Source organism: Trueperaceae bacterium (assembly GCA_002707365.1).
In the GTDB taxonomy this organism is placed as follows: Bacteria; Deinococcota; Deinococci; order Deinococcales; family Trueperaceae; genus UBA6957.
On sequence record PAMQ01000004.1, the window covers coordinates 34,363 to 59,690 of the forward strand.

Annotated in this window: 21 protein-coding genes and 1 pseudogene; 8 read left to right on the top strand and 14 right to left on the bottom strand. The window is 48.9% G+C overall.

Annotated elements, in window-relative coordinates; genetic code table 11:
* Positions 1–6 precede the first annotated feature (6 nt).
* Positions 7–876, top strand: coding sequence for an alpha/beta hydrolase (locus CMO31_01245; GenBank protein ID MAZ52624.1), 870 nt, complete (start codon positions 7–9; stop codon positions 874–876).
* Here the strand turns inward: CMO31_01245 and CMO31_01250 are convergent.
* A complete protein-coding gene (locus tag CMO31_01250) occupies positions 858–3,002 on the bottom strand; it encodes an aldehyde dehydrogenase (protein ID MAZ52625.1) in 2,145 nt (714 codons plus the stop codon). The genes CMO31_01245 and CMO31_01250 overlap by 19 nt on opposite strands.
* Positions 2,999–3,475 carry a (2Fe-2S)-binding protein gene (locus CMO31_01255; protein MAZ52626.1) on the bottom strand — a complete coding sequence of 159 codons (477 nt, stop codon included), beginning with the start codon at positions 3,473–3,475 and terminating at the stop codon, positions 2,999–3,001. Before CMO31_01255 ends, CMO31_01250 begins: the two co-directional genes overlap by 4 nt.
* Positions 3,476–3,593: 118 nt before the next feature.
* Between CMO31_01255 and CMO31_01260 the strand changes: the two genes are divergently transcribed.
* The 3 genes from CMO31_01260 (at position 3,594) to CMO31_01270 (ending at position 6,864) form a co-directional block, all read left to right on the top strand.
* Complete coding sequence (locus CMO31_01260; GenBank protein MAZ52627.1) at positions 3,594–4,052, top strand: hypothetical protein; 459 nt, start codon at positions 3,594–3,596, stop codon at positions 4,050–4,052.
* Between the two features lie 232 nt (positions 4,053–4,284).
* Positions 4,285–5,877 carry a thiamine pyrophosphate-binding protein gene (locus CMO31_01265; protein MAZ52628.1) on the top strand — a complete coding sequence of 531 codons (1,593 nt, stop codon included), beginning with the start codon at positions 4,285–4,287 and terminating at the stop codon, positions 5,875–5,877.
* Positions 5,878–6,054: 177 nt separating this feature from the next.
* The gene (locus CMO31_01270) at positions 6,055–6,864 is read left to right on the top strand and encodes an oxidoreductase (protein MAZ52629.1); all 810 of its coding nucleotides are present in this window, start codon (positions 6,055–6,057) and stop codon (positions 6,862–6,864) included.
* Positions 6,865–7,000: 136 nt separating this feature from the next.
* On the opposite strand, the gene CMO31_01275 is transcribed toward CMO31_01270, so the two are convergent.
* Both CMO31_01275 and CMO31_01280 read right to left on the bottom strand, forming a co-directional pair.
* Positions 7,001–8,392: an iduronate-2-sulfatase gene (locus CMO31_01275; GenBank protein MAZ52630.1), complete on the bottom strand. Its 1,392-nt coding sequence runs from the start codon at positions 8,390–8,392 to the stop codon at positions 7,001–7,003.
* An 84-nt stretch (positions 8,393–8,476) separates the two neighbouring features.
* On the bottom strand, positions 8,477–9,436 hold the full coding sequence (locus CMO31_01280) for a hypothetical protein (protein ID MAZ52631.1): 960 nt from the start codon (positions 9,434–9,436) through the stop codon (positions 8,477–8,479).
* A gap of 187 nt (positions 9,437–9,623) precedes the next feature.
* Here CMO31_01280 and CMO31_01285 point away from each other — a divergent pair, with 187 nt between their 5' ends.
* Positions 9,624–9,935, top strand: a complete 312-nt coding sequence (locus CMO31_01285) for a hypothetical protein (GenBank protein ID MAZ52632.1) — start codon at positions 9,624–9,626, stop codon at positions 9,933–9,935.
* Positions 9,936–10,115: 180 nt separating this feature from the next.
* Here CMO31_01285 and CMO31_01290 read toward each other — a convergent pair whose 3' ends face one another.
* The gene (locus tag CMO31_01290; GenBank protein ID MAZ52633.1) at positions 10,116–11,072 is read right to left on the bottom strand and encodes a 5-carboxymethyl-2-hydroxymuconate isomerase; all 957 of its coding nucleotides are present in this window, start codon (positions 11,070–11,072) and stop codon (positions 10,116–10,118) included.
* A 472-nt stretch (positions 11,073–11,544) separates the two neighbouring features.
* On the opposite strand from CMO31_01290, the pseudogene CMO31_01295 reads away from it, so the two are divergent.
* Both CMO31_01295 and CMO31_01300 read left to right on the top strand, forming a co-directional pair.
* Positions 11,545–13,185 (top strand): annotated as a pseudogene (locus tag CMO31_01295) (hypothetical protein).
* Between the two features lie 125 nt (positions 13,186–13,310).
* Positions 13,311–14,450, top strand: a complete 1,140-nt coding sequence (locus tag CMO31_01300) for a galactonate dehydratase (protein ID MAZ52634.1) — start codon at positions 13,311–13,313, stop codon at positions 14,448–14,450.
* Positions 14,451–14,458: 8 nt separating this feature from the next.
* Here the strand turns inward: CMO31_01300 and CMO31_01305 are convergent, their stop codons facing one another.
* The 7 genes from CMO31_01305 to CMO31_01335 form a co-directional block, all read right to left on the bottom strand.
* On the bottom strand, positions 14,459–15,496 hold the full coding sequence (locus CMO31_01305) for a sorbitol dehydrogenase (GenBank protein ID MAZ52635.1): 1,038 nt from the start codon (positions 15,494–15,496) through the stop codon (positions 14,459–14,461).
* A gap of 137 nt (positions 15,497–15,633) precedes the next feature.
* Entirely contained in the window at positions 15,634–16,797 is a 1,164-nt protein-coding gene (locus tag CMO31_01310) for a peptidase M24 (GenBank protein MAZ52636.1), read from the bottom strand.
* A gap of 261 nt (positions 16,798–17,058) precedes the next feature.
* Positions 17,059–18,741, bottom strand: a complete 1,683-nt coding sequence (locus tag CMO31_01315) for a peptidase M14 (protein ID MAZ52637.1) — start codon at positions 18,739–18,741, stop codon at positions 17,059–17,061.
* Positions 18,742–18,795: 54 nt separating this feature from the next.
* A complete protein-coding gene (locus CMO31_01320) occupies positions 18,796–19,455 on the bottom strand; it encodes a circadian phase modifier CpmA (protein MAZ52638.1) in 660 nt (219 codons plus the stop codon).
* Positions 19,445–20,278, bottom strand: coding sequence for an adenine nucleotide alpha hydrolase (locus CMO31_01325; GenBank protein MAZ52639.1), 834 nt, complete (start codon positions 20,276–20,278; stop codon positions 19,445–19,447). The genes CMO31_01320 and CMO31_01325 overlap by 11 nt, the downstream gene beginning before the upstream one ends.
* Complete coding sequence (locus CMO31_01330) at positions 20,271–21,479, bottom strand: hypothetical protein (GenBank protein ID MAZ52640.1); 1,209 nt, start codon at positions 21,477–21,479, stop codon at positions 20,271–20,273. Before CMO31_01330 ends, CMO31_01325 begins: the two co-directional genes overlap by 8 nt.
* Positions 21,480–21,520: 41 nt before the next feature.
* Complete coding sequence (locus tag CMO31_01335; protein ID MAZ52641.1) at positions 21,521–22,381, bottom strand: aldo/keto reductase; 861 nt, start codon at positions 22,379–22,381, stop codon at positions 21,521–21,523.
* A gap of 83 nt (positions 22,382–22,464) precedes the next feature.
* On the opposite strand from CMO31_01335, the gene CMO31_01340 reads away from it, so the two are divergent.
* On the top strand, positions 22,465–22,737 hold the full coding sequence (locus CMO31_01340) for a hypothetical protein (protein MAZ52642.1): 273 nt from the start codon (positions 22,465–22,467) through the stop codon (positions 22,735–22,737).
* Here the strand turns inward: CMO31_01340 and CMO31_01345 are convergent.
* Complete coding sequence (locus CMO31_01345; protein MAZ52643.1) at positions 22,734–23,996, bottom strand: hypothetical protein; 1,263 nt, start codon at positions 23,994–23,996, stop codon at positions 22,734–22,736. The genes CMO31_01340 and CMO31_01345 overlap by 4 nt on opposite strands.
* Entirely contained in the window at positions 23,993–25,195 is a 1,203-nt protein-coding gene (locus CMO31_01350; protein ID MAZ52644.1) for a hypothetical protein, read from the bottom strand. Before CMO31_01350 ends, CMO31_01345 begins: the two co-directional genes overlap by 4 nt.
* Positions 25,196–25,328 lie beyond the last annotated feature (133 nt).

Here is a 25,328-nt window from a genome sequence, read left to right on the forward strand (position 1 = left end):
AAAATAATGAACGAAAAAATAAATGACGCTAAATTACTCCGTGTGCCTTATCACAGTTTGGCGACAGATCAGGATCGCGAGTTTCTAGTATACCTACCAGTTGGTTACGATTCTAATTCATCACAGCGTTGGCCAGCAATCATTTTTTTGCACGGTACTGGTGAGCGGGGTAACGGTCGAGCGGATCTCGACTATATTCTGTGCCACGGGCCCCAGGCCGAAGCGTGGATTTATCGGCGCAATTTACCCTTCGTTATTGTGGCACTACAGTTACCGATCTTCGGCATGCACGAGCACGTTCAATTGCGTAATGATGTTCAGAAGCCCGTGCGTGATTCTAATCCGCCTCAACGAAGGGTTTTTGAGCGCCCCGATCGACCGATGGCGAGAACAGCTGATCTGTCACCAACCGAGTTATCCGTAACTGAAGCCTGGGGAGATGATGGTCCGCCAGGCGGTTGGCAACTGTGTGAAGAGGATCTCATGGGATCTTTGGAAAAGGTTCTTAGTTGTTATCAAACAGATCCTAATCGTGTTTACCTTACTGGCTTAAGCTACGGTGGTTACGGTGCCTGGCATCTAGCTACTGAATATCCCGAGAAATGGGCAGCGGTGGCCCCGTTTTGTGGAGACGGTAATTCAGCACGGGTTGGAGCTTTGGCGGCAGCCCAAACACCGTTCTGGATCTTCCACGGCGGCCGAGATACCCTCATAAAACCTCATTGGGCATATGACATGGCGAATGCTTTGGAAAGTGCCGGTCATAACTCTGTTAGATTAACAATCCACGAAGATTTAGCTCACGATTGCTGGACCCGGATGTACGGTGGACAGGACCTCTACGACTGGTTTCTAAATCATGAACGTGGTTCATAGCTTTCCAACATCTTTTTGCTATTCGTTATTAACTTCAAGCGAAGGTGTTCTTGAGTGAGAGGTAATTCTCTAAGGCGAACTCCGGTGGCGTCAAAGATAGCGTTTGCAACAGCAGCTGCAATAGGAGTAGTGGAAGCTTCTCCCAAGCCAAGGGACGAGAATTCCGGACGGTCGATTAGTATTGACTCTAACTGAGGAAGATCGTTGAAAGTGAGAACTCGATAATCATCCCAAGATCGGATGGGCGGACCTGCAGGGTCGAACGGAACTTGCTCGAACAAGGTGCGACTGATTCCTTGTAAAGTACCACCCTCCAGTTGGTTCCTCGCACCATTTTGATCCACGATTCGTCCCGCATCACACGCGGTTACAACACGTACAACACGAATGTGGCCTGAGTTCGCATTAACCTCTACTTCTGCCACTTGTGCCACATAAGCTTTATCACCACTATAACGGGCCAAAGCGATTCCGAATCCTCGACCACTAGGAGTTATGTGCGGGGACCACCCAACAGCCTCAGCTGCAGCTTCTAAAACAGCTATGGCACGTGAATCCTCCAGATGGTTGAGGCGGAAGAATAATGGATCGGTTTGGGCAGAGTAGGCCAGTTCGTCCATAAACGATTCATTGGCAAAGGTATTTGAGAACGCGCCCAAAGTACGCAACGCAGAAACCCTATAAGGCCCATCAAAAAATTCTGCTCGGATCCGTTGGTGAGGGAATTGATATAACGTACGTGCGTTCCGATATCCTCCTTGCATCGGCCCAGGCCACACTAGAGGTTGGTTAGTTTCTAAGTATCGTCCAGATAAGAGACGGCCGCCCCCACCATTAGGTCGACTACTGTGAGTGTCAGTAAGGACTCGGAAGTCCCAGGCGCTCACTTTACCTTCCAAGTCAACGACGCCCTTCATATCAGTGATCATTGCTGAACCATACGGCGCCCAACGTAACTCTTCTTCAAGGCTCCAACGCACCCGGACTGGTTGACCCGGGAGTTTCACGGCAAGCAAGGCAGCATCGGCAGCGACATCATCTGCACCATTGTGACCGTAACAGCCTGCACCTTCGATGTGTACGACCCGAACATTAGTTGCGTCTAGGCTCAGCATCGTGGCGAGCTCTCTCCGCAGTGGGTAGATACCTTGGCTGTGCGTCCAAACTGTAAGTAGGTTGTCTTCTGAAAGCGCTATTGCACAAGAAGGCGCCACCGAGGCATGAGCTTGGTACGGCTTCAGATAGGTAGCATTAATTACACCTTTTTCCTCGGTAAGGATTGTGGCTGGTTTTCCAACTTCGGTAACTAACACCGATTCTCGTGGAAGGTTCCTAAGGTACTCATAGAGATTCCCCGGTGCCGCTCGGCACCGGGGAATCTCCCATTTTGCACCTGTTTCCAGACTTGATAAGGCCTGCAACGTCTGTTCCTCTCGTTCAGCCACAACACCGACGAAAGATCCGTCCCTAATCACCGCGATGAGGCCAGGCACGCTCAAGGCTAATCCGTCATTGAGGTCTTGGAGATTAGCCTTTTCATGAGGTGGTCGTAGAATCCTACCGTGAACCATTCCTGGAAAGTCCAAATCCTGAATGTACTGGGTTGCACCAGTTACTTTAGCTGGGAGATCAAGGCGACCCCCTTGCTGTTCTCCCTCAGGGGACACCGACAAAATAGCTTTAGTATTTACCTCGAGATCTTCCGGGACGCAACTAGCTAATTCTCCAAAAGTAAACAGCTGTGTTCCGCCAAGTTGGTATAAGGCGCCATTACGCGACTCGATTGTTGACTGAGGTAAAGCAGTTTTTGTCGCAGCAATAGTTACTAAGGATTCTCGCAATGTGGCAGCAGCTAACCGTAGGGCAGCACCACTTTGTTCGATTGAACCGCTCCCCGCTGTAACACCTTCATCTGGCGATGTGCTCGTGTCGACAGGAGCAACCTTTACTTCGGAAAGACAAGTTCCAAGCTCTGTAGCAACCATTCGGGCCAGAGCCGACCAAATCCCTTGTCCAATCTCAACCTTTCCAGTTTTAACGGTGACAACTCCATCGTCGTTTAAGTTTAGCCAAGAGGCAACAGCTGGATAAGCTTCTAATATTTTCGGAGCAGCCGGGTTACTCATGAGCCTTTATCGGAAGTACTAACAACTCGCTCTATGGCTCGGACGATACGTGCGTGGGTACCACACCGGCAGAGATTACCTACTAACTGTTCTTCGATCGCAGCCCGAGTGGGTGTTGGGTTTTTTGATAAGAGAGCAACCGAAGAGATTAATAGGCCACTCAGACAGTACCCGCATTGTGCAGCTTGTTCAGTAACAAAGCTCTGTTGCAAATCGTGAAGAGTTCCCTCAGGAGCGAGACCCTCGACCGTAGTTATCTGACGATCATTAGCTTCCTCAATTGGCGTAAGGCACGCCTTTATTGGTACCTCATCGATTAGTACTGTGCAAACGCCGCATTGACCCATGCCGCATCCCACTCGGGTTCCAAATAGCTTAAGATGATTCCGTAGCAGGTAAATTAAGGGCGTTTCCGGCTCACAAAATATGGTGTGCCGGTGCCCATTTACGGTAAGCGCTAATGGTTCTTTCACGTTTTAAAGACTACACCGGTCAGATGGTGTAACTACCGTTAAGCGGTAACGCTGATGCTTGGCCAGGGTGTAAAGTTAAAGTTGATTCATCATTATTTGTTAAAGGGAGGGGCGAGCAATGAGACTAATTATCATCACGTTGTTTTCTTTGGGCATTTTAATTGTGCTGGCCTCATGTGCACCTAAAGAATTGGGATCGTCAAATAGAATTTACGAAGGTGAAAAGGATGCTGTTTATGCAGTTGTTCTTGGGGCGGTGTCGGTAGCCTCTGCCGAGTTTTCGTCTGACAATTGGGTAGTGTCCCAAGACGATGTGGAAAATGGTTTCGTGGAAGTAGAAGCGAGCATGTGTTGTATGAAGAATTTTATTGGTATTTCTTGGGGTAAGCAATACGAAACAGTGTTATCAGTTAAAGTCATCCAAACGAAAGGTGACGGTCGTGACCCCAAACCGGGAATCAGAATATCTATCAAAGGAGGCCTGAATACCGCTGCGATGGCCGATAGAATATGGGACTCGCTTGACGAGGCGTTCTCTAGAGTTCAGTCACCTCATTACAAAGCTCCAGGAACCTGATTGACTCACGCGAAAATGCACCAAGGACGTAATAATCTTACAAGCTAAGCTCCAAACCCACGGGGTTTCATAGTGTCTTTATTGATTCACCCTAAACCCTACAAACACTGTCCTGGTCGACCATGTTATCGTCTTACTCACCTATGACGATCTTTAAGCAAAGACATCAGAGAGGAAGCAAACGAACTTTTCAAGGTAAAGCGACAACCTTATTTTGTGAGGTTATTAAATTATGGCGTTAATGACAGGTGGTCAGGCACTCGCTCGACAGTTACATCGGGAGGGTATTCGCGTAATCTTTGGGCTCCCAGGAGTGCAGCTTTATCATGCTCTCGATGGTTTACATGGTGAAGAGGAGATTCGTTTCATAAATACCCGGCACGAGCAAGCAACTACCTACATGGCTGATGGTTACGCTCGTGCAGGGGGTGACATCGGTACGGCGCTGGTAGTTCCAGGGCCAGGATTACAGAATGCTTCAGCCGGGATCGGTACAGCGTACGCCACATCCTCCCCTGTCCTAGTGCTTGCCGGACAAGTTGAGAAGGAGCTAATTGGTGTCGACCGGGGTGTGCTCCACGAGGTAAACGACCAGCTCGATATTGTTAAACCAGTTACTAAGTGGGCACGACGTGTATTAGAAGCTGATGAGATCCCCACGGCAGTACATGAGGCTTTCCAACAACTAAAAACAGGACGTCCACGTCCCGTTGAGATCGAGATCCCACCGGAAACACTGGCGAAGCAAACAGACACCCAGCTTCTAGGACCAGCTGAGATAGAAAGGCCAGGAGGAGACCCAAAAAAAGTCGAGCAAGCTGTAGAGGTTCTAGCAGCGTCCTCTAAGCCTCTAATTTGGGCAGGTGGGGGCGCAGTTTCATCAGGTACGAGCCACATCTTAGCGCAACTATCAGAATTCCTGCAGGCCCCAGTCTTGCTCACACCAGAAGGAAAAGGAGCACTTTCGGAACGGCATGACATGTGTCTAGGAGCCGCCCGATTGCCACCAGAATTTATAGCTGCCCATGATGTGGTTATAGCCGTGGGAACTAGGCTCTCAACGCCTGGAATGTTGAGTAATCAGAGAGTGATTCAAGTCGACATAGACCCGGCTGAAATCGGGCGTAATTACACCAACACTCTAGGCGTAACAGGCGATGCTTGTTTGACACTAGAATTGATGTTTGAGCTTCTCAAGGGACGACACGAACCAAAGCCTAAACGTCTTGCAGAAATTGTTGCACTAAAAACCGAACTGTTCGATTCGACAAAGACTGTTGAGCCGCTCGGGGCCTTTCTACGTGCGATCCGTTCAGCAATGCCCGACGACGGAATTCTTGTCCCGGGAATGACGCAGGTAGGTTACTATGCTAGGCGATTTTTCCCTGCTTACCAGCCACGAACTTACTTGACATCTTCATATTTTGGTAACTTGGGTTTTGCTTATCCTACGGCCCTCGGAGCGAAAGTGGCTTGCCCGGAAAAAGCTGTTGTGGCGGTTTCCGGTGATGGTGGGTTCTTGTTCAATTCTCAGGAGTTAGCCACTGCTGTTCGCCACAAAATTGGGACCGTGGTTATAGTTTTCAATGACAACGCTTATGGCAACGTTCTACGTGACCAGAAGACCCGTTTTGACGGACGTACTTACGGATCAAATTTGCATAACCCTGATTTTGTTTTGCTTGCTAAGGCCTATGGGGCCACAGGAATCCGAGTAGAAGACGAGGACGCCAATAAATTAGAGGCGGTGCTAATCGAGGCGATAGAGCGTGATGAACCCACTCTTATCGAGGTGCCCGTTGGCGAAATGCCATATCCATACTGAATCGACATTGTCAACGCTACAGGTTGTTTATTAAACTTAGCCTCCCATTGAGTGGTGCCATTCTTGGAAATAAATATCTGGTTAAAGTTCAATTTCGGTAAACCTAAAGCAGAATAGCCGGAAAGCACATGCTGGTAGGGTTGTGGTTCGGTGTGGCTGGGTCTAACATAGAGCTCTATGGATCTTCAGTTAAAGGACGATGGCGTTCTTGTGATGGGTGGCGCCAGGGGCATCGGGCGTGCGGTCGGTAAGGCATTTGCCGAAGAAGGTTGTCACGTCATTTTTTCGGACGTTGACCCAGAGGTAGTTAAGGTAGCTGATGAGCTTAGCGAAAGATCAGAGGGTTGCGTTTCTGGGCTGACAATTGATGCTCTTGACTACGGAGAAGTTACACAATTAGCTGCTGACGTGCGTAAATACCTCCCGAATATTCACCACGTTGTATACGCAGCCGGAGTAGGATCAGGCCGTTACGGATTTCCCTTCTGGAATCTCGAACCTAGCGACTGGCTTAGGGTCCTACAGGTGAACCTAATAGGAGCTGTAAACGTCGCCCATGCTTTCGCAAAAACCCTTCAGGAAAGTGGGCACGGATCACTGTTATTCCTTACTTCTATTGCTGGCCAGATTGGGTCTCAAACTGATCCTCCGTACAGTGCAGCTAAGGCAGCTGTCATAAACTTTATGCAGGTAGCAGCAAAGGATTTAGCGCCTTATGGAGTTCGGGTAAACGCCGTAGCCCCCGGGATGGTCAAGACCGACCTTAACCAAAGCGTTTGGCAAGCCTGGCAAGACCTCCAGGATAAGGATGACAAGATGTCCTACGAGAGATGGGCGGGAGAAAAGGTTCGTCGGGTTGTACCCCTGGGGCGCTGGCAAAGTCCTGAGGATGTAGCCCGAATGGCTGTGTTCCTAGCTTCAAAAGCTGCAATAAACATTACTGGTCAGACTATTAACGTTGATGGTGGCATTGTGATGCATAGCTGAAGTAGGCAATTGCAGAACCCTAAATTTAACAGCTCTGTTGCGTAGGCTTCAATGTTGGCGATTCATCGTAACAACCTCACCACGGACCTTAGATAGCGTCCAAGTTAATTCACAAACCAACGGGTGAAAATAGGTTTTAGGGTGTGTTTGGGGCCGCTGATTTCCAACCCTTTTGACGAATTTGTCGGAGATTTTCGATAATTGCTTTATTACCTGGTTCGGCTGCTACGTTTGTTATTTCTACAGGATCTTGGGAGTAATCGTATAGTTCGATGTCGCTTGATTCGGTAGTTTGCCAATCTATCCACTCATTGAAGCGCCATCTATCTGTTCGAATCGAGATCTGCATTGAATCTGGTGTTGGGTCGTTAGGAAGTCGGCCGAAATCAGTATCTTTAAAATGCGCACGTTGGCTGAAGGCAGCTTGTTTCCACGGCCTGTTTGGGGTTTCCGTTAGAGGCCTAAAACTTGTTCCTTCTGTATCTTCGGGGGGCGTTAACCCAGCAAGATCAATGAGCGAGGGGTATATGTCGATTGATTCAGTGATTGCCCTGGTAGAAATTCCCGGTTGTATTTGGCCCGGGTAACGAACTATTAATGGGACGTGTGTGTCAAGTTCAAAGAGCGTACCCTTGGACCACAGGCCTTGTTCCCCTAAGTGGATNCCATGATCTGGCATGAACGCCACGATGGTCTTATCAGTAAGATCGAATGAGTCTANGGCATCTAGTACCCGGCCTACCATCGCATCTAGGTGACTAATGGCTGCGTAGAACCCGTGTCTCAGGCGCCCAATTAGTTCAGGGCTTAGTGGACCCTGATCTGGAACATCCTGGTACCCACGGAGCTCTAAAAAGTTGTGGAGCGTTTTCAGTGGAACGCCTATAGGTAGTTTGTCGGGCAAGGGGATTTTAAGATTTTTGCGTTCATAGAGGTCCCAGTACTTTTTTGGGGAGTTATAAGGAACGTGGGGTTTCCAGAAACCAACGCCGAGGAAGAAGGCTTCATCCTTGAGTCGTTCTATTGCCTGGACGGCCGCATTAGCTACTTTTCCGTCGGGAAAGGCATCGTCACCAGCATCTGCGTTTTCTGCAGCTATTCCTTTTTTATCGGTTTGAGGTTTTTCGATGGCGTATTTGTGAAACCAGGAATGGTTTTGATCGAACTCAGGAACTGACCATGATCTCTCGTCTGGGCAGAAGTTACAAAACACTTTTCCTACGCTCTCGGTGTGATATCCATTGTCCATGAAGTACTGAGGTAGGGTCACTACGTCCGGTATTGCCTCTCTGAATATATTCGGGGTATTAGCCCACACCCGTGTAGTGTCGGGGCGCCTACCCGTTAGGAATGACGAGCGTGAGGGATTGCAAATGGGGACCTGACAATAATTTCGTTCGAATTTCATGCCGCTGGCAGCTAATCGATCAAGGTTAGGTGTTTTGGCAATTACATCCCCAAAACAGGCTAGGGCGGGTCGTAAATCATCACAGGTTAGGAAAAGAACATTTGGCTTATCCGTTTTCATGCAGCCCCATTCAGCAAAATCAGTTAAACACTAATAGATTATCAAGATGTCGGTGGGGTTGGTTGTCAGCTTTAAAATAATACGCTAGGAGTCCTTTGCAGTCGGGGCGGTTGATGCATTTTGGTGACGCGTAGAGTTCTGTTTCCATATATTAAGAAGAGATTGTTTTCTCTGGAGCAGCCCTAAGTTAAACATGACAAGAAATACGACTGCGAGCAGAACAATTAATCCAATAATAAATCCTAGAATTACCTCTCCCCAGGGTGTCGCCCGAACCTTGATGCTTAGGGATCCTTGACTCTTGCGCAATTCTTCGGCCCCCCCTTGAATAGGTACTTCTGAGGCCTCTTGACCCAGTTCTTCTTTACTGGCTCTGAGTAGTTCTCTCTTTTCCTTGTACCAATTAGTCATAGCTTCCATAGCTAGATCAGCTTTTGCGCGCCTAGCTATATTTTCAGCTTCCAACGCAATTGGTGATAATCTCGCAACCTCTGCAAGCCGGTTTTCCTTTTCTACAGACTCTGCCTCTAGTCGAGCGGCTATTGTTTCTGGAGAAGCAAGATGCACAGTAATACCTTCCCTAATTTCAGTGGGGAAAGCGGTGGCATAAGATGCTTCTACAACATACTGTAGGGCAATTTTAGTGCTATTAGGATGGCCACCTTCGCTGATTTCTCCCTGGGTACTAGGAGCTAGCCAAATGTTATTAGTAAGGGTGAACACCTCAGGGTCATTGGTCAGTACGAGGTTCCCATCTATAACCAAGTAGGGGATTCTGCTAGAGGTACCATAAACACCGTTAGGCCGCGTCTCATTTTTGTACACTCGTGCTTGTTCATTAAGAGGAAAGTTTACGGTAACACTATTCCGATCAATCCGGGCTAGCGAGACGTTCTCTACAGTAACCTCGACCCAGTAGATAGTGTTGTCATGTGTCTCCCGTATAGAGTCGACACTAACCTTGTGCGTAAGGTTCTGACCGAAGGAAAAACTCAGAAACACAAAGGTAAGGAAAAATAACGGGCTTATACGGGTGCTCTTCATAATCATCAAAACGACTATCAGCTTATCAATAAACAACAATGATCAGGAGTCTTCGGGATTGCATTCATTTTCATAGTGTTGGCTCAGAAACACTCAACAAAGAATTCGTCATTTGAGTACAGAATTAGGGTGATGTAGGCTGAAAAGGTAAATAGTTTTGTATATTCTCCAAATAAGGAGAACGAGTATGTCCGAAGAGTTTTTTCGTGTGTGGTTCTGGGGCAGTGTTCTTGTGACACTGTTTCTTGGGTTTATTGGGCTNGGACATGAATTTGTGCATCGGAAATCCCGGCCGCCATGGCTCCGAAAAACTTACTGGCCTGTAGCCCTCATTATTCTGCTGACGCCAATCATATGGCTATTCATAGTTGCTGGTCCACCAAGTGCTAGTTGGGCGGAAGAATATGGAACCCTCGGCGTGATTTTAGCGGCTGCCATTAGTTGGATAGTAGTATTTGGCGTCCGGAAGTTAGGCGATGTGGTCCGTAAACGAAAATAGTGTGACCTAGACCTACCCAAGTCTTATGCAGATGATCAGGTTGTTCAAATCACCACTCAACCGACCGCCAGTTCTGGAGATCCTTCTTACGGGACTGGGGTACTAACCTCCCCAACTTNTATTCGCTTCGGCGTAGAAACCATGAGTCTCCTCACCAGCCTTTGTTTTGTATGCTCATATTTATTCGGGATTTTCAGCGGCAACTGGATTACGAAGCTTGCCTATGTTTTCGATCTCAGCCTCGATAAGGTCACCGTCCTTTAAGTAATCTCCTTTTGTGGCGCCAACGCCAGCGGGAGTGCCAGTAGCGATAACGTCACCGGGTTCTAGAGTCATCACTTTAGTGACGAATTCAACGATTTCGGGAATAAAGAAGATCATCCGGGATGTTGATGAGTCCTGCTTGAGTTGACCGTTAACCGATAGCTTGATCCCTAGGTTTTGTGGGTCACCTATCGCGTCACTAGTGACGACCCAAGGCCCCATGCAGGCATGCGTGTCCATTTGTTTGCCGGTCAACCAGTCATAGAAGCCATCCATCGGACGCTGTGTGCGGTGCGGTGCTAAGTTCAATTTACGTGCGGAGATATCGTTGAAGATGGTGTAGCCAGCNATGTAGTTCTCTGCTTCACTAGCTGAAACGTACTTGGCCCGTTGACCCATGACTATTCCGAGTTCTACCTCCCAATCAATGCTGTCAGTGATATGGGGCAGGATAACGGTATCTCCGGGGCCGATCAGACCTGTACTGACAGGTTTTGAGAAGAGCCAAGGATTTGTTGTCTCTTTTTCCGGTGCCCGTTGTGTACCGCCCTCCTCTAGATGTTCAGCATAGTTGCCAGCTAAGCAAATGAGTTTACCGGGTTGCAGAGGGGGCAGTAGATCTACCTCATCGACGCCACCGATGATGGCAGATTGTGAGATTTTGGCGCCAACCTCGAGGGCATTTGCTGCACGACGTACTGATTCCAGAGCTTCCGGACCAAATGCCAATAGTTCCTTGACGGTTGCGGGAAGTCGAGCCGCCAAGGTGCTCGACACCAGGTTAGAAACAGCACCCTTGAGGCTTAAGACTTTGTTTTCATGGGCAAGCGCCATTGTGGGCTCCCCAGCGTGCCAAACAGTTCCTATACGCATTCTTACTCCTCCGAATTTAGAAACTTCCGTTTGAGGTTTCTGGGTTGCTAACAGAACGTTTAACCGGTAGTGGACAGCGGAAACAAGTTTGGTTGCCTAAAAAAGTTGACTGGCAGCCGCGCAGACGCTTCTTATTGACCCCTCCATGCCTAACATCGTTCCGTAAGTGGTACCGCACAAACCTACGAGGAAACTGTGGAGCAACAGGTCACTCTAAATCAACCTACAATCCCCATCTTCTCCTAAATTCGCATGATAGCGCACTGCACGTCGATTTGCTCTGAAACAACCCACCCTGAATAAAGATAGTTAGGGACACCCACGATTACGTCGCCTTAGTACAGCGTATTGCCGTAACTAGGGACAAAATTATAATCTGGGGTTAATCTTTGTGATGGGGTGTAACGCTAAGCTTGGTGAGTGTTGCCTAATGAGGGAAGTAATCCTGAGTTTTTAGAGAGGGTGGTTACTGGTGGAACCGAAGCTTCTCAGCGATTCAGAAATGCAAAAGTTTATTTGTGATGGGTTTCTAGTCTTACCCCCAGTAGTTCCTGCTGAGTTGTCCGCCAGCATCTACCAGAAATTAAACGTGATGATAGACGAGGATTACAATCCTGGGAATAACGTCCTACCGAGAGTGCCTGAATTGCAATGTGTGCTTGATGCTCCTGAAGTACGGGGTGCACTGCAGAGTGTTCTTGGAACGGATTACGTGCTGCATCCTCACCGCTACTGTCATAGTAACTTCCCAGGAGAAGATACAGCTGATGGCCCNAAAGTCGGGGAGGGATCAACAACNTNNNTTGGTTGGCACCAGGANNNNCANANNCCNCNNGGCNGACCTCGNCATCATTTTCCAGAGTACGCGATGCTGCTCTATTACCCACAGGACACACCACCAGAACTAGGTCCAACTCAATTAATACCAGCCACCCAATACCACCGTGCACTTGGTGATTCCGATAGAGCACGCAGCCTTCAAGCTAGTGGAGACGCCGGAACTTGTGTCCTAACTCACTTTGATATAGGCCACGGAGCTTCACTAAATGTGAGTGATCACTGTCGCCACATGCTGAAGTTCGTCTTTGCACGTGCTTCCGAACCGACACAACCCAGCTGGGACTTCCAAGATCCTGAATGGAGGACTCCTCACGACACGCTCNGTCCTCACGACAAGCAGGCTGTCTGGCAGTGGATTTGGACTAGATTACGTGGCGGTAACAGAGGCACGTACGAACGAGAAGTGAGCGCAGCAAACGTGCAGGACCTGGTAGTTTCGCTGACGGGTGATTCTGATCTTGATTCGCGCCTTCAGGCATGTAATGAGTTAGCTGAGTTGGGACCCGCTGCTAGTGACGCAATTCCAGCCTTAATAACTTCTTTCGAAGGTCCCGAGCCGCTACGCCAGAATGCTATTTACGCGTTAGCTGCTATCGGTGAAGCTGCCGTACCAGCACTTTCCGAAACGTTAACCAATGCAGACGGCGAATGTAATGAGGGAGCTTTTGTACTTGAAGACAGTGCGTACGCACTATCAGCGATAGGTCCAGCAGCACTACCAGCACTTGAGGTAATTGCTCGGCATGATGACGAGTGGTTACGCGTAAACGGACTTTTCGCGATTGGGGAAATGGGAGCAGCTGCTGTTGGTTCCTTAAGCGTATTGCGTTCAGCTTTGGCAGATGAATCTCACATGGTTGTACGCACAGCACTGGATGCCCTTGGTCACTTGGGTCTTAGTGCCACTCCGGCTGTACCAGAAATATTAGCTCTGCTGAGAACCAACAAAAACTCCCAATGGACGTTGAGTGAAAAGAGGCCTGAGTACATTAAATCCGGTACTGGTAACAGTACCAAGCGAAGGCGTGTGTGGAGTGGCGCGGACATGGTGCGAATGAACGCGGTGATGGCGCTCCTGAGAATAGGCTTGCATGAACATAATGTGGAAGAAAGTTTGCTAAACGCGTTAGGGGATGATTGCGGCTACGTTAATGGTTTTGCCATCGAAGCGCTTTTACGTTTCGACTCACCAACCGCCTTACGTGGGGCACTAAATCATTTGCAGACACATCGTTGGGACCATACCCTCATTCATACCGGAAAGAACTTCTAGCTAAGGAATTACAAACCTATGTTAATGTCTCTGAGCTGAGTTTCTAGCGTAAGTCACGGATTCGGGTTATGGAATCACAAATGTTAAGTCAAGCCAGAGGAACGATCATAAGTGAGGTGAACGGAATGAAGCTGAGTTCTATCGAGACCTTTCAAGTTCCGCCTCGTTGGTTGTTTGTGCGTATTGAGACAGACGATGGAGCTGTAGGTTGGGGTGAGGCAAGCCTCGAGGGATACGCAGAGGCAGTAGTAGGTGTTTTCGAGGCTCTTCGAGATCGCTTTCTTGGTACCGATCCAAACCGCATTGAAGACATTTGGCAGGTGGCATACCGCGGTGGTTTCTACCGCGGTGGCCCGGTACTTATGAGTGCCCTTTCGGGGCTCGATCAGGCATTGTGGGACTTAAAGGGAAAAGTCCTGGGAGTACCTACATGGGAACTTCTTGGTGGTCGCGTACGTGACCGGATTAGAGCGTATGGTTGGATTGGTGGAGATCGACCGAAGGATGTGGCACAAGCAGCTCGGGAACGCCGAGAGCAGGGCTTCGACACCGTGAAAATGAACGCTACATCTGAACTTAATTATATTGCCAGCGTCGCTGATCTCAAAGAGGTCGTAGCTCGGGTCGAGGCAGTCAAAGTTGAGGGTTTAGAGGTAGCTGTAGACTTTCACGGTCGCCTTCATCGTGGTATGGCAGCACAACTCATGACTATGCTAGAGCCTCATCGACCTTTTTTCGTAGAGGAACCTGTTTTAAGCGAGCACCTTCAGGCCGTGTTGGAACTCGGACGTTCTACAAGTATTCCATTAGCTCTCGGCGAGCGTCTTTACAGCCGTTGGGACGTTAAACCATTTCTTGAGCAAGGTGGAATAGATATCTTGCAACCAGATCTTTCCCATGCTGGAGGGATTTCTGAGGTCCGGCGTATTGCTGCTATGGCGGAGACCTATGATGTGGCTATAGCACCACATTGTCCGCTAGGGCCTATTGCTTTGGCGGCATGTTTGCAAATTGCGGCTTGTACGCCAAATGTTGTCATCCAAGAAATGTCTTTAGGAATCCATTACAACCGAGGGGCCGATCTTCATACGTTCATGTTAGATCCAACAGTACTCACGCCGATAGACGGGTACCTGCCGATTCCAACTGGACCAGGACTTGGGGTTGAACTGAACCATGAAGCTATTACGGAGGCTAGTAGGAACCCGCACCGATGGAGAAATGAAATTTGGCGTCTAGAGGATGGTAGTTTCGCAGAGTGGTAGGCACCACTTTAGAAGCGGAACAATGTCTTGATGGGCTTGCTCTTCTTAATCTCCTTGAAGGCTAAGTCGATTTCCTGAAAAGGATATTCTGCGTCGATGAATTCTGAGTAGCTCAACTGGCCGTCTTTGACCCACTCGACCAATTGTTTTTGCGCTCCAGCCTCGAGAAAACGAGTTGGCCATTGGTGTACCTTGATATCGAAATTGTAGGGTCCGTTGCCGAACTCGAGAGATAGGGAAGAGCTGCTGAGCGTACCGTAAATGCAGATAGAACTTCCCATACCTATGAGAGGTATTCCTGCATTGATGACGACTTCTTTGCCGACGGCATCTATGACCGCATCAAAAGGACAGCCACGGTCTATTGCTAGCGTAGAGATATTTACGTCATCTGGTGCATAAGCACTGGTTGCGCCCATAGCTAAGGCTTTTTCACGCTTGTGATAATTAGGATCAATAGAAACTATTTCGTTAAAGCCCAGCAGACGGGCGAATTTCACAAAGCTCAGGCCCACTGCACCGGCGCCAAACACAATTAAGTCTTTACCCGGTTTGAGATCGAAGTCGGTAAAAGAACTGAGTACCTCTCGCCATGTACACATCATCACCGCGTCCTCAACGCCAATGTAAGAAGGCACGGATTTCATGACCTCATAGGTATCAAGCCATCCGTGGTCAGAGGTAGCTACCCCGTCATCGACCATGGCTTGGTGATCCCCAGCAAGGAGGTACTGAGAGAATCCGCCCCAAGCGCTGTCGTATTGGTCGCTTTCATAAGGGATTAATAGACCACCAATTACTCTGTCGCCCATTTCAAAATTACGGACCTTATCGCCAACAGTCTCAACAATACCTACCGTCTCGTGTCCAAGAAGGAAAGGAAAGTTTTCGACACCTGGAAATCGGCCTTCAATTATTTTCCGATCAGTAATGTTGCAAAGGCAAGCTGCCTCAGTCTGAAGTCGCACTTGGTATGGGGTTGGCATGGGTTCTGGTACCTCTACTACCTGCAGGCGCCCCGGTTCAGTAACTGCTATTGACTTCATACCTTACTTCCTTTCTAGATCCATTTAAAGACCGATTTACTGGGTCTCCCTCGTACCTACTTCTCCTTTTTGTCCTTTATTTTTGCAAAGTCAGGAAAATATATATGTTCCTAATTCTTTTTTTGATTCGGTACTGGTTAAATCGTAATGACTCGGTTTTCCGGGGGATTAGCGGCCAGAAACCGGCTTGCAATGTGCGCTTTGCCGGGTGTGACTATCAATGTGTTAATCGTTCGATAACCATCAATGCCTGGACGGTAGATTCCAGGTTCACTCGAAAAGACCATGGCGGGTTGGAGTTCCGTTTTATCACCAGGTGCTAGCCAAGGGCTTTCATGTCCTTGAACACCCATCCCATGCCCGATCCTATGCCTAATGTGTTCCTTGTAACCTGCCTCGTCTAAAACCTCCAAGGCTACTGAGTTAACCTCAGCGCATGTGATTCCTGGTCGTAATGAAGCTGCCGTAGCAGCATCGCAAGCGGCCGCTGCTCGAAGGCAGTGCAACTGTTCAGCTGTAGCATCTCCTAGAATGAAGGTGGCCCCACTTTCGCCATGGTAACCCCCAACAGAGGCACCTATACCGGCAATAAGTACGTCTCCCTTTTTAGGCGAACGATCAATGGGTTTCCCATGGGGAAGGGCTGCGCGGGGCCCGGTGTGCACGCTACCAACTATAGAGTTCTTTATATTGAGGAAAGCTCCACCAAGTTCTTTGTCCATACGTTCGCGTGTCGAAGTCAAGCACGCGTGAAGTATATCTACTTCGGTCCCACCATCCTGAAGGATGTTAGAAGTTTGATCCTTTATATATTGCAAGCACACGTCCGCATATCGAGCTGCCTGAGCTACTAGAAGTAGCTCTTCTGGTTCTTTAATATGGCGGAGTTTTTCAACAAGGTTCGTGATTGTTGGCATCACTCCTAAACGACGGACTTGTTCGAAAATGATGTGTGGCACTGAGTCTAGTCCAAGGCGCCTAGCTCCACACTCCCGTGCCATCCAGAGAATTGGGTGCTCCTCGCCAGGAAACTCAAAGTATGTCCTGATGTCACCGACCCAAGTCTCCCCAGCGTTTTCCTGCTCTAGAAGGGGAATAAATAAGATGGGTTCTCCCCTAGCGGGTACGTAGAAACCAACGGGTCGTTCTGTGGGCGAGTGGAAGAAGCCCGAAGCGTAAACTACATTGTCTGTATTGAGAAGCAGTAGGCCGTCGACGCGGTTCTCGTAAAGTCGGTCCTGGATTTGATTGACTTTACGCCGGTAGAAGGTCTCGGTTAAAGGAGCGAGATCTGATTCCATAAAAACCTCTGTATTGGTTTATTCAACACACTAAAATACTGGCATCTGATTCTATCACTTGTTTGAACCTAATTATTATGATGGCTCGCCACTCTTGATAATCGACACTTGACTCAGGTTTCCCACTTATGCAGCTATGGCTGTCGTATGTTTTGGCCTAAATGCCAGATTTTAGGGTCAAAGGTCGAAAGTAATAACGCAGCGATTTTGTTTTTGGTAATTTATGATTTATTTCTAGCACTAAGGAGTTATCCATCACCGTTAAAAGGGGCTAACTAGTTCCTTAGTGTGTGTACCTCCCTTTTGCGAAATTGCTTTTACGCGCACAATGGGTTGATCGGTTTCAGTGCGGATCAACCATTCTGCGGATTTGCCTACCGGAGACCACTGTTGTCCCCATGGTGACCAAGGATGACTACGTTCATTTCGGCCTGCCAAGTGGCCTAGGTCAACGATAGCAGGATTCATTACTAACTCAGCTCCTTCCAGTTCAATTGTGAGTTGGACCGGTTTAGCCACCTTGTTTTTAAGGGCGATATCAGAAAGGTTAGTTGGTAGGTATCCGTGGTTAGTAACTACTGCACGAATTTTAAAGAGGTCGTTACCAAGAGGTTCAGCCACGACGGTTTCAAGGCAGATACGGGGAGCTGCTGCGGCATGTCGCAAATTAAAGAGCACGTTTTTATGGCAGATATTTTCTAATAAATGACCCGGAGGATTACGGTAGGTCCAGATATAGTTCATACCTCCGATTTCCACTTGCCCAAGTTGAGGGTGGTCGAATGGGGTCCAATCGCGCCAACCTAGTTCTCCAACGTTTTCGATAACCCAATCGAAAACTTTCTGCTGCGCCTCCTCGCCTTTGGGATGAAAGTTCAAAAACGCTTCCTTTTTGACGCCAGCCTCAATCTCGATATCCCAGACCTCGGTACCGAAGCTAATTATTCCCATTTCTTCATAGGTCCAGTCCATCAGACCACCATGGCGGGGTTTAGACTTGTCAGGTGTGAACTCTTCAAAAATAGAAATCGTAGGGTAACCAGTAAGTTTGGAGCCTACTGCTCCTAGATCCTGATATAGAGTCAGGTCCCGGGGCGACATTTCACTGTCATACCGAGTCATCGACGGCCTTAGAATGACGCCACCGTGCGTGTGATATGCGCACATGCCAGCGATGTTCGGATGGTCAAGAATGAAACGCGCGAGGGCCGAGGCCTCGGGTTCGGATAACGGTGCTTCGCCGGCCCCATACTCAACGGTTTCCGGTGCCCAGTTAGCTGGGAAATTGCGATTAAGGTTACCGTCTCGGGGCTGTTCAATTGGTACATCAATGCCATCAAAATCGCGAATTAATCCCTCTGGATAGAGCCTATAATAGTCTCCTCCCTCCTCACCTGGCTCGCGCTGGACCATCAGCCTTGAATCCTTGGCGCTCTTCTTCCACTCACCCTTTGGGTCAGGAACACGCATTCTCAGCAGCATTCCATTTTCGTCAATGTCCTGTTCAATGAGCCCACTACTGCGAATCTCGTCAGGGCTAAAACGACCATTTCCACACCAAAGGCGATATGGTTCTTTGAGTGAAAGTTCGGCACCGTCAGGATTGAGTCGCGGAAGAATATAAAACACCTGCTGATCTAATAGGCGCGTTACCTCCTCATCGATACCGTAATTCGTCAGTAGATACCAAGATGCATAAAGTGCCACGGAGGAGGTAGCATGCTCTTCAGCATGTATTTGTGCATCGATGTAGTAGGCGGGTTTGCTGTCAGCTGGTCCTGTTACTGGGTTGGTGATTTCTAGCACCCAAATATCGCGGCCACCGAAGCTATGTCCGATAGAGTAGAGGTTCAAGAGATCCGGATAATTATTTTCTAGAGACTTTAGAAGAGCAGAAAGCTCTTCGTAGTCGTAGTAGCGATTATGCGCAACGGAAACCTTCATCAATTATTCCCTTCTTTTCCCTCTTTTGGCATGATTATCTCCGAACAGTAACCCTCATGAGTTGTGCTTTAGGACTCTAAGTGCTGCACAAGCGGCTCCGTAGCCGTTGTCGATATTGACCGCTACCACACCAGGAGAACAACTGCCCAGAGCAGAGTACATTGCAGCGTTACCACCCTCGGTCACACCGTATCCGGTAGAGGTAGGGACGGCTATTAAGGGGTTGCCGATAAGGCCGCCTAGAACACTAAACAGGGCTCCTTCCATTCCTGCAACAGCAATAACAACACGGTGAGTAGCGATCTCTTCCCGTCTTTCAAGGAGCCTCCACAGGCCGGCAACACCAACATCAGTGAAAAGAGTACTTGTTTCACCATGGAATTCAAGGGTGCGTGAGGCTTCACGAGCAGCAGGAACATCAGAGGTTCCTGCTGAAACTATGGCTACGCTCGCCTCTCCTGAAGCTTGGGGAATTGGTCCCAATACAGCCGTACCAGACTCTGGATCGTAGTTAAGAGCAGCTCGAGACTCAGGCGGGAGCAGTGCCGCCTTATCAGAACTAAGGCGCGTGAGAAGTAAACGCAGCCCTTCGGCCTGAGCATGATCAACAATCGCTGCCACTTGTTCCGGACTCTTCGAAAGGCAATATACAGCCTCCGAAACGCCAATACGTTCCTCACGGGCTAGGTCAAGAAGGTAATCGTTAGGTGACATGAACTGGCGGTTGGGAAAAAGCACTGCCGCGGCGGTAAGGGGCTAATAGTATAGGTTGATCGACACCATATTGACTTCCAATCGTAGCGATTTCAATTACCAATTCTTTCCATTGGGGTTGAATGCGATTCAAGGAGTGATCATCAAGTTGGATCTCGATTTTTTGAGGGAGGATCCTACAACGGATGGTGGTGCCAGTACCAAGTTCAGCCTTCATTCGGCGTTCCACCTCATCAATTAGACCTAACCGTTCTGCAGTAACGTAGATACCGGTTTGAATACGGCTTGACAAACAAGGGGCTGAGTCAAGTTCAGCAACCTCTTCAAGNCCAGCNTGTTTTGCAAGGAGTCGNACTGTTANNTTGTCAATCTCNGCTTCGACCAGCGGGTGCCTTACGCCGTATTCCTGCGCTGCGGTTAGCCCAGGACGAAAATCTTTGAGATCATCCAAATTGGCGCCAGAAAGTAATTGAGCATCCGTGTGTTCAGCCATCGCCCCGTAAAGATTGGTCTTACAGAAGAAGCAACGGTCAATTGGGTTCGCGAGGTAGCGAGGGTCACTAAACTCACCAGCATCGATCACCTTTAGATTCCAGCCCTCTTCAGTGGCGAGGCGACGCACCCGCTCGGTGGCTTCTCGTGGTACGGCAGGCGAAATCGCGTGGATCATAAGAGCAGCAGAGCCAAGGGCCTGTTGTGCATGATGTGCAAGTGTCGTACTGTCGACCCCTCCACTCAGTGCTACTGCCACATTTTCAATTTCTATTAGGTTTGCTTCGAGACGTTTCTTGGCATTTTCAATGGGATTGGCTCCGTCAGTCATTGTTGATTTCCTCCGTACCGATATCTTCGACCTTACGCCGTAGGGCTGACCGATCGGCCTCAGGCCCAGCACTCTCCGAGATGGAGTCTGCTTCTGCTTTTACGGTCCGGCTTCCGCCAGGCCGTAGGACTTTTTTGACTCGTACCGGAAAACCGTTTACTAGAACACTACTAGAAGTGCGGTCCAACACTGTTCGTTCTTCTATACGACGTCGCAAGCCAATCGTGGTGGTTTCTAAGAAACACATTCTTCCTACGGCGTCAAGGGCCTTATCCTCGCACAAAATCTGGATAGCAGTAGATATTCGACCTTTTTTCCCGTAAACGGGCCACTGTTTGACATCATGGACAGTTTCCATGTCCGAAATACGCTGGAGTCCAATGGCGAGATCTTCGGGAGTCTGATCATCGATTTCGAAGCAGATCACGCCAATAGTTTCAGCCGAGCCATTTCTAGCTTTAGGGGTTTTGGGGTCATGAAAGGCTAGGACGCGGAGGGCATTAGCGATGCCTGGGATAGTTCGGGTGCCAAAGCCCGTTCCAATATGGGAAATCTCAAGTGTCCTTCCCTCAGGTCGCGAGATAGGTGTTAGTGACCGTGCTATTGCTGCTCCTGTTGGCGTGACTCTCTCCCCGCCTATACCGTCGTCAATAACAGGCAAGCCTTGTAAGAGGAGAGTGGTCGCTGGTGCTGGTACCGGGAGAGGCCCGTGCTCTGTATCGACTCGACCATTACCGAGCGGTAGTGGTCCGATTGACCACGAAGCTTCACGAAGAACTTCAATCACGTGAGCTGCTCCGACTATATCGGCTACAGAATCCCAGTCCGCAATCTCATGAAAGTGGATTTCGTCTACAGAGACGCCGTGTACTTTAGCTTCTGCCTCCGCGAGGCAAGTAAAGATGCGTAAGGCGCCTGATTTCACACTATTTCTCATGGGCGAGTCTTCTAGCCGTTTTCGGATTTTTCTGAAGCTGCCGGTTGGTCTCGATTTACCCTCTTTAGGAGGAATAATGTTAAGACGACTGCCAGTGAGACCGTGGTCTTTAGCAGCTACATAGTCGATCAACCAATTGTTTGGAAGGCCAGCAGCTCGCATCGCTTCTACTGTTCCTTCTATCATGTCTGGCCAGGTATCAAGTACTGCTGCTAAAAACATATCACCCGATAGGCCGCCAAGAGGATCGAGGTGGATGTGGATAATCCCAGATTGAGAATCAGTTGGTACCATGTTCGAATTACTTATTCCGTAAATAAGGGCTCTAATTGCCGGCCCTTAAGGACGTTTTCCATTGCTTCATCCGTTTTAGGAATTCTGTACCGGGAGGCAGCATTGAGTACTAAGGGGAGTAAATGGATGTCACCAACTGTGTTAAGAAATATTCTTTCATGACCAAGTGCCCAATGTACGGCAGTGTCAATTGATTCTTGGTCTTCCAATGGTTGATACCAGGTTGCTCGGTTTTGGAGTCTTTCACCCCAAGGCCGCCGAAGTAAAGTCTTTATGGTTTGTATCGCGACTCCGCGTTTTGTGCACATGGCATATAGCTTTTCAAAGTCACTCAGGTATTGTGGGTTTTTTGCCATGATGTAGTTGTATGGCAATAGTACTGAGTCGAATTCGAAGTGCTTGAGGCTTTGTAGATGACGGGCTGCTACAGTTAGGCCATGACCCGTTACGCCAATGAATCTAACGATTCCCTGGTCTCGCGCCTCTATTGCTGCTTTTAGGGCTCCGTCGGGGCCCATAGCTACTTCCCACTCGTCTAAATTGACTAGGTTGTGGAGCTGGATGAGGTCAATAAAGTCGACTCTCATGCGTTCAAGTGATCGATGGATTTCATCGCGAGCTGCTTTGTAGGTTCGTTCTCCCGTTTTGGTGGCAAGAAAAAAGGTCTTGCGGTGTTCTCGCATCCATGGTCCGATGCGAATCTCAGCATTTCCGTAACTAGCTGCCGTATCGATGTGGTTTATGCCGTATTCGAGTATTAGTTCAAGGGTTCTGTCAGCTTCGTCTTGCGTTACGTTCCCTAGGGCTGCTGCACCGAATAATGTGCGAGTACTTTTGTGTGCAGTCTCACCAAAGGGGTATTTTGAGATCATCGTTAGACTCCTTATTCTGAGGAGAAGTGGACTTACAAGGTTATCCTGTTCGAGTCTAGCAGTTAAGGCATAAGTAGAGGTCCATGTATGTCATAGCGGTAGGACAAAAGCTGGATAAGGACTTCGATATTATTGATGTGGTTTCGCCAAACCCTATTTTGCGATTAAAACCGACCACTTTCGACTCTGCTGGTATTTTCGGTGAATCGTCGTTAGGGATTCGATGTATAAGTGCTTACTTTTTTGGTTTCTTAGCGCTAATGAGGGTACGAAATAGTATTGTCTTTCGTAGTGTTATTACCACATACCCTACAAACAGTACCTTGGATAAAAGATGTGCTGGGAAACCCTCTTAGAGCTTTGCCTTTCGCATCTGGTAAAAAATCCATATGGTCCACAACGTTCCAGGCAAAACAATGATTGTGGCGAGACCAGCAATTACGTTGGAGATCGAGAAGGTATCCAACGCTTGGCCTACCAGGAAGGCTCCAATTGAGGCTATCAGCATGAACGTTGCGAATTCGGTAGCGAATACGCGACCGCGCATATGGGAAGGGACCTGTTGAAGGAGCAGCTGGGAGGAAAAGGCCCAGATCATGCCACCACCAAAGCCGCGCAGGGCAATACCCAACAAAGTGAGGCCGAAGTTTGCTAACGGAAAGACGACTATGTAGCCGATCGCTACTGTGGCATAGCCTGCGGCAATTGCCCAACTGAGCCGGTGATTACTATCGCCTGTAAAGATCCGGGCCAAGATCGGACTAATACCAGAACCTAGTCCCGTCATCATGAACATTAGGCCGAGGCCGAGACTGCCGCCCACACCAATAGAAAAGATCTCCTTAGCTATCGCGACTTGGACAATTTCAAAGGTTGAGCCGGCAATTGCAGCTACCATTGCCTTATGCAGTGTGATGAAAAGGATCCCGCGATTACCCCAAAGATAGTTGAGCCCCTTGAGATACTTACTTAAAGCGCTGTTTAACGCACTCTCTCCGCGTTCAACAGCGTCAGGTGATGGCTCAGAACGAATTTGGAGGATAAATAGTGCAGAAACCAAGAATGTAGCACTATCGATAATGAAGGCTGGATAGATTCCCCAAAGGCCAGAAACAAGGCCCCCGAGTGCTGCGCCCACCGACAGCATAACTGACCATGTAGAGGCGCTTATGGCATTAGCAGCGCCAAGCTCACGTTTACTGACTAAATCACCGAGAAAAGCTGTCCGCGTAGGGGTAAAAAAGCCACTGATGCCCATTTGTATAGCTGTTAAGACATATAGCAACCAAATGTCGCCTGGGTCACGAATGAGCAGGAAACAAAGTAGAGTGACTGAACGAACGATGTCAGTAGCAACTAGAATGTTCTTCCTATTGAAACGATCTGCGACCACTCCGGCTATCGGGCTGACCAGGAATGGCGCAAGCATACGCACTATGAAGAGGCCACCCACTGCAAGGCCCGACTCGGTCAGTATGGCAATCAAAGTGGCTGATGCGATCAGGTTGAACCAATCACCGAGTAGGCTTACCAACTGACCCAGCCACAAGAAACGAAAATTGCGGTTGTTTCGGACTAACTCCACATAGCCGACTGTTGACTGTTGATTATTCAAGTCGCTATGTCAATCCGCTGCTCTCTGCGGGTTATCGCTTCGTGGACAAGGACTTGGGCGAGGGCCATTAAAGTCATGCATATTGGGATTACTTCAAAGCCGATGCGGTCACCAAGGACACCGGTCAGGCTTGGGAGAATTGCTACGCCAAGGGCAGCACCTGCTCCTTGGAAGCCGATTACATTCGGGCTGTGCCAAATTCCTACAAGACGTGGCGTCCTGGAAACCGAGGAGGGGAATACAGGGGCTAGGGTCAAACCCATTAGAGCCAAGCCAAGATAACTCACGGTATTTGCGGGGTTCCACCACAATAGCAATGTTCCGACAACCGTTCCCAGAGTGCAGACCCTTAAGACCGGGGCAATGCCAATCCGATCGCTCAAGCCTCCGAACACGACCCGGCCAAGTGTAATAAACCCCCAGAAAAATCCGATCCATAAACCCGATAGACCCGGATCTATCCCTCTTGACTCTACAAACAAATTGTTTGTTAGTTGCCCTGCACTAACCTCGAGACCTGTATGAATTGCAAACAGGCCGATACAGAGCCAGACCATGCCAAGCTTGAGACTCTCCTTAGCCGAGGGGCTCCTCATCTCGCCTACACCCCTCGGTTGACTTCTGTAGTCAAGGTCCCAGTTCTTGCGCGTAACGCCGAAAAGGGCTGTAATAACAAGTTGAAAGGTTGCTAATGCAGCGTAACTGACTTGCCAAGTTAGTGGCAACGTGATCACGAGAAAAATCACCAAAAGGGGACCTAAGAACGAGCCAATACCAAAAGTCGCATGGAGCCAGTTCATGCTAGTGGTGGAGTAGTTCTGTGCTACGAAGGTGTTGACGCCGGTGTCAATAGCTCCTCGGCCTAAACCAACGATTAGAGTTGAAATTACTAAACCCACCCATGTTGGCGTTAGGCTGATTGCGACTAGGCCTATCAGACTAAGAAGAGCACCAATTAAGCAGTACCAACCGACCCCAGTTACGGCAACAATTCGGCCGCTCCAGAAGCTGGCGAAAAAGCCCCCTACAGTTGTTGCTAAGAGCAAGATGCCTAGCGATTCAAGGCTTCGGCCGAAAGTGTCTTGCATTTGTAGCCAAGCCACGCCCAAAGCCCCACCTTGCATGCCAATAGCAATGAAGCTGAGGCAACCAATAGCAAGAAGAGACATCCGCAATCGCGGTCTTATAGGAGGCTGCATTCGCAATAGCTTACCTGCTTATTCAAGGGACAACATTTCGATCTGAGAACAAGGTGCTAGGTGACTTACTCTGGAGGCTTAAAGGGTGAATGAAAAGGTTACGTTTTTAATCAATCTCTTTCCGATTGATTGT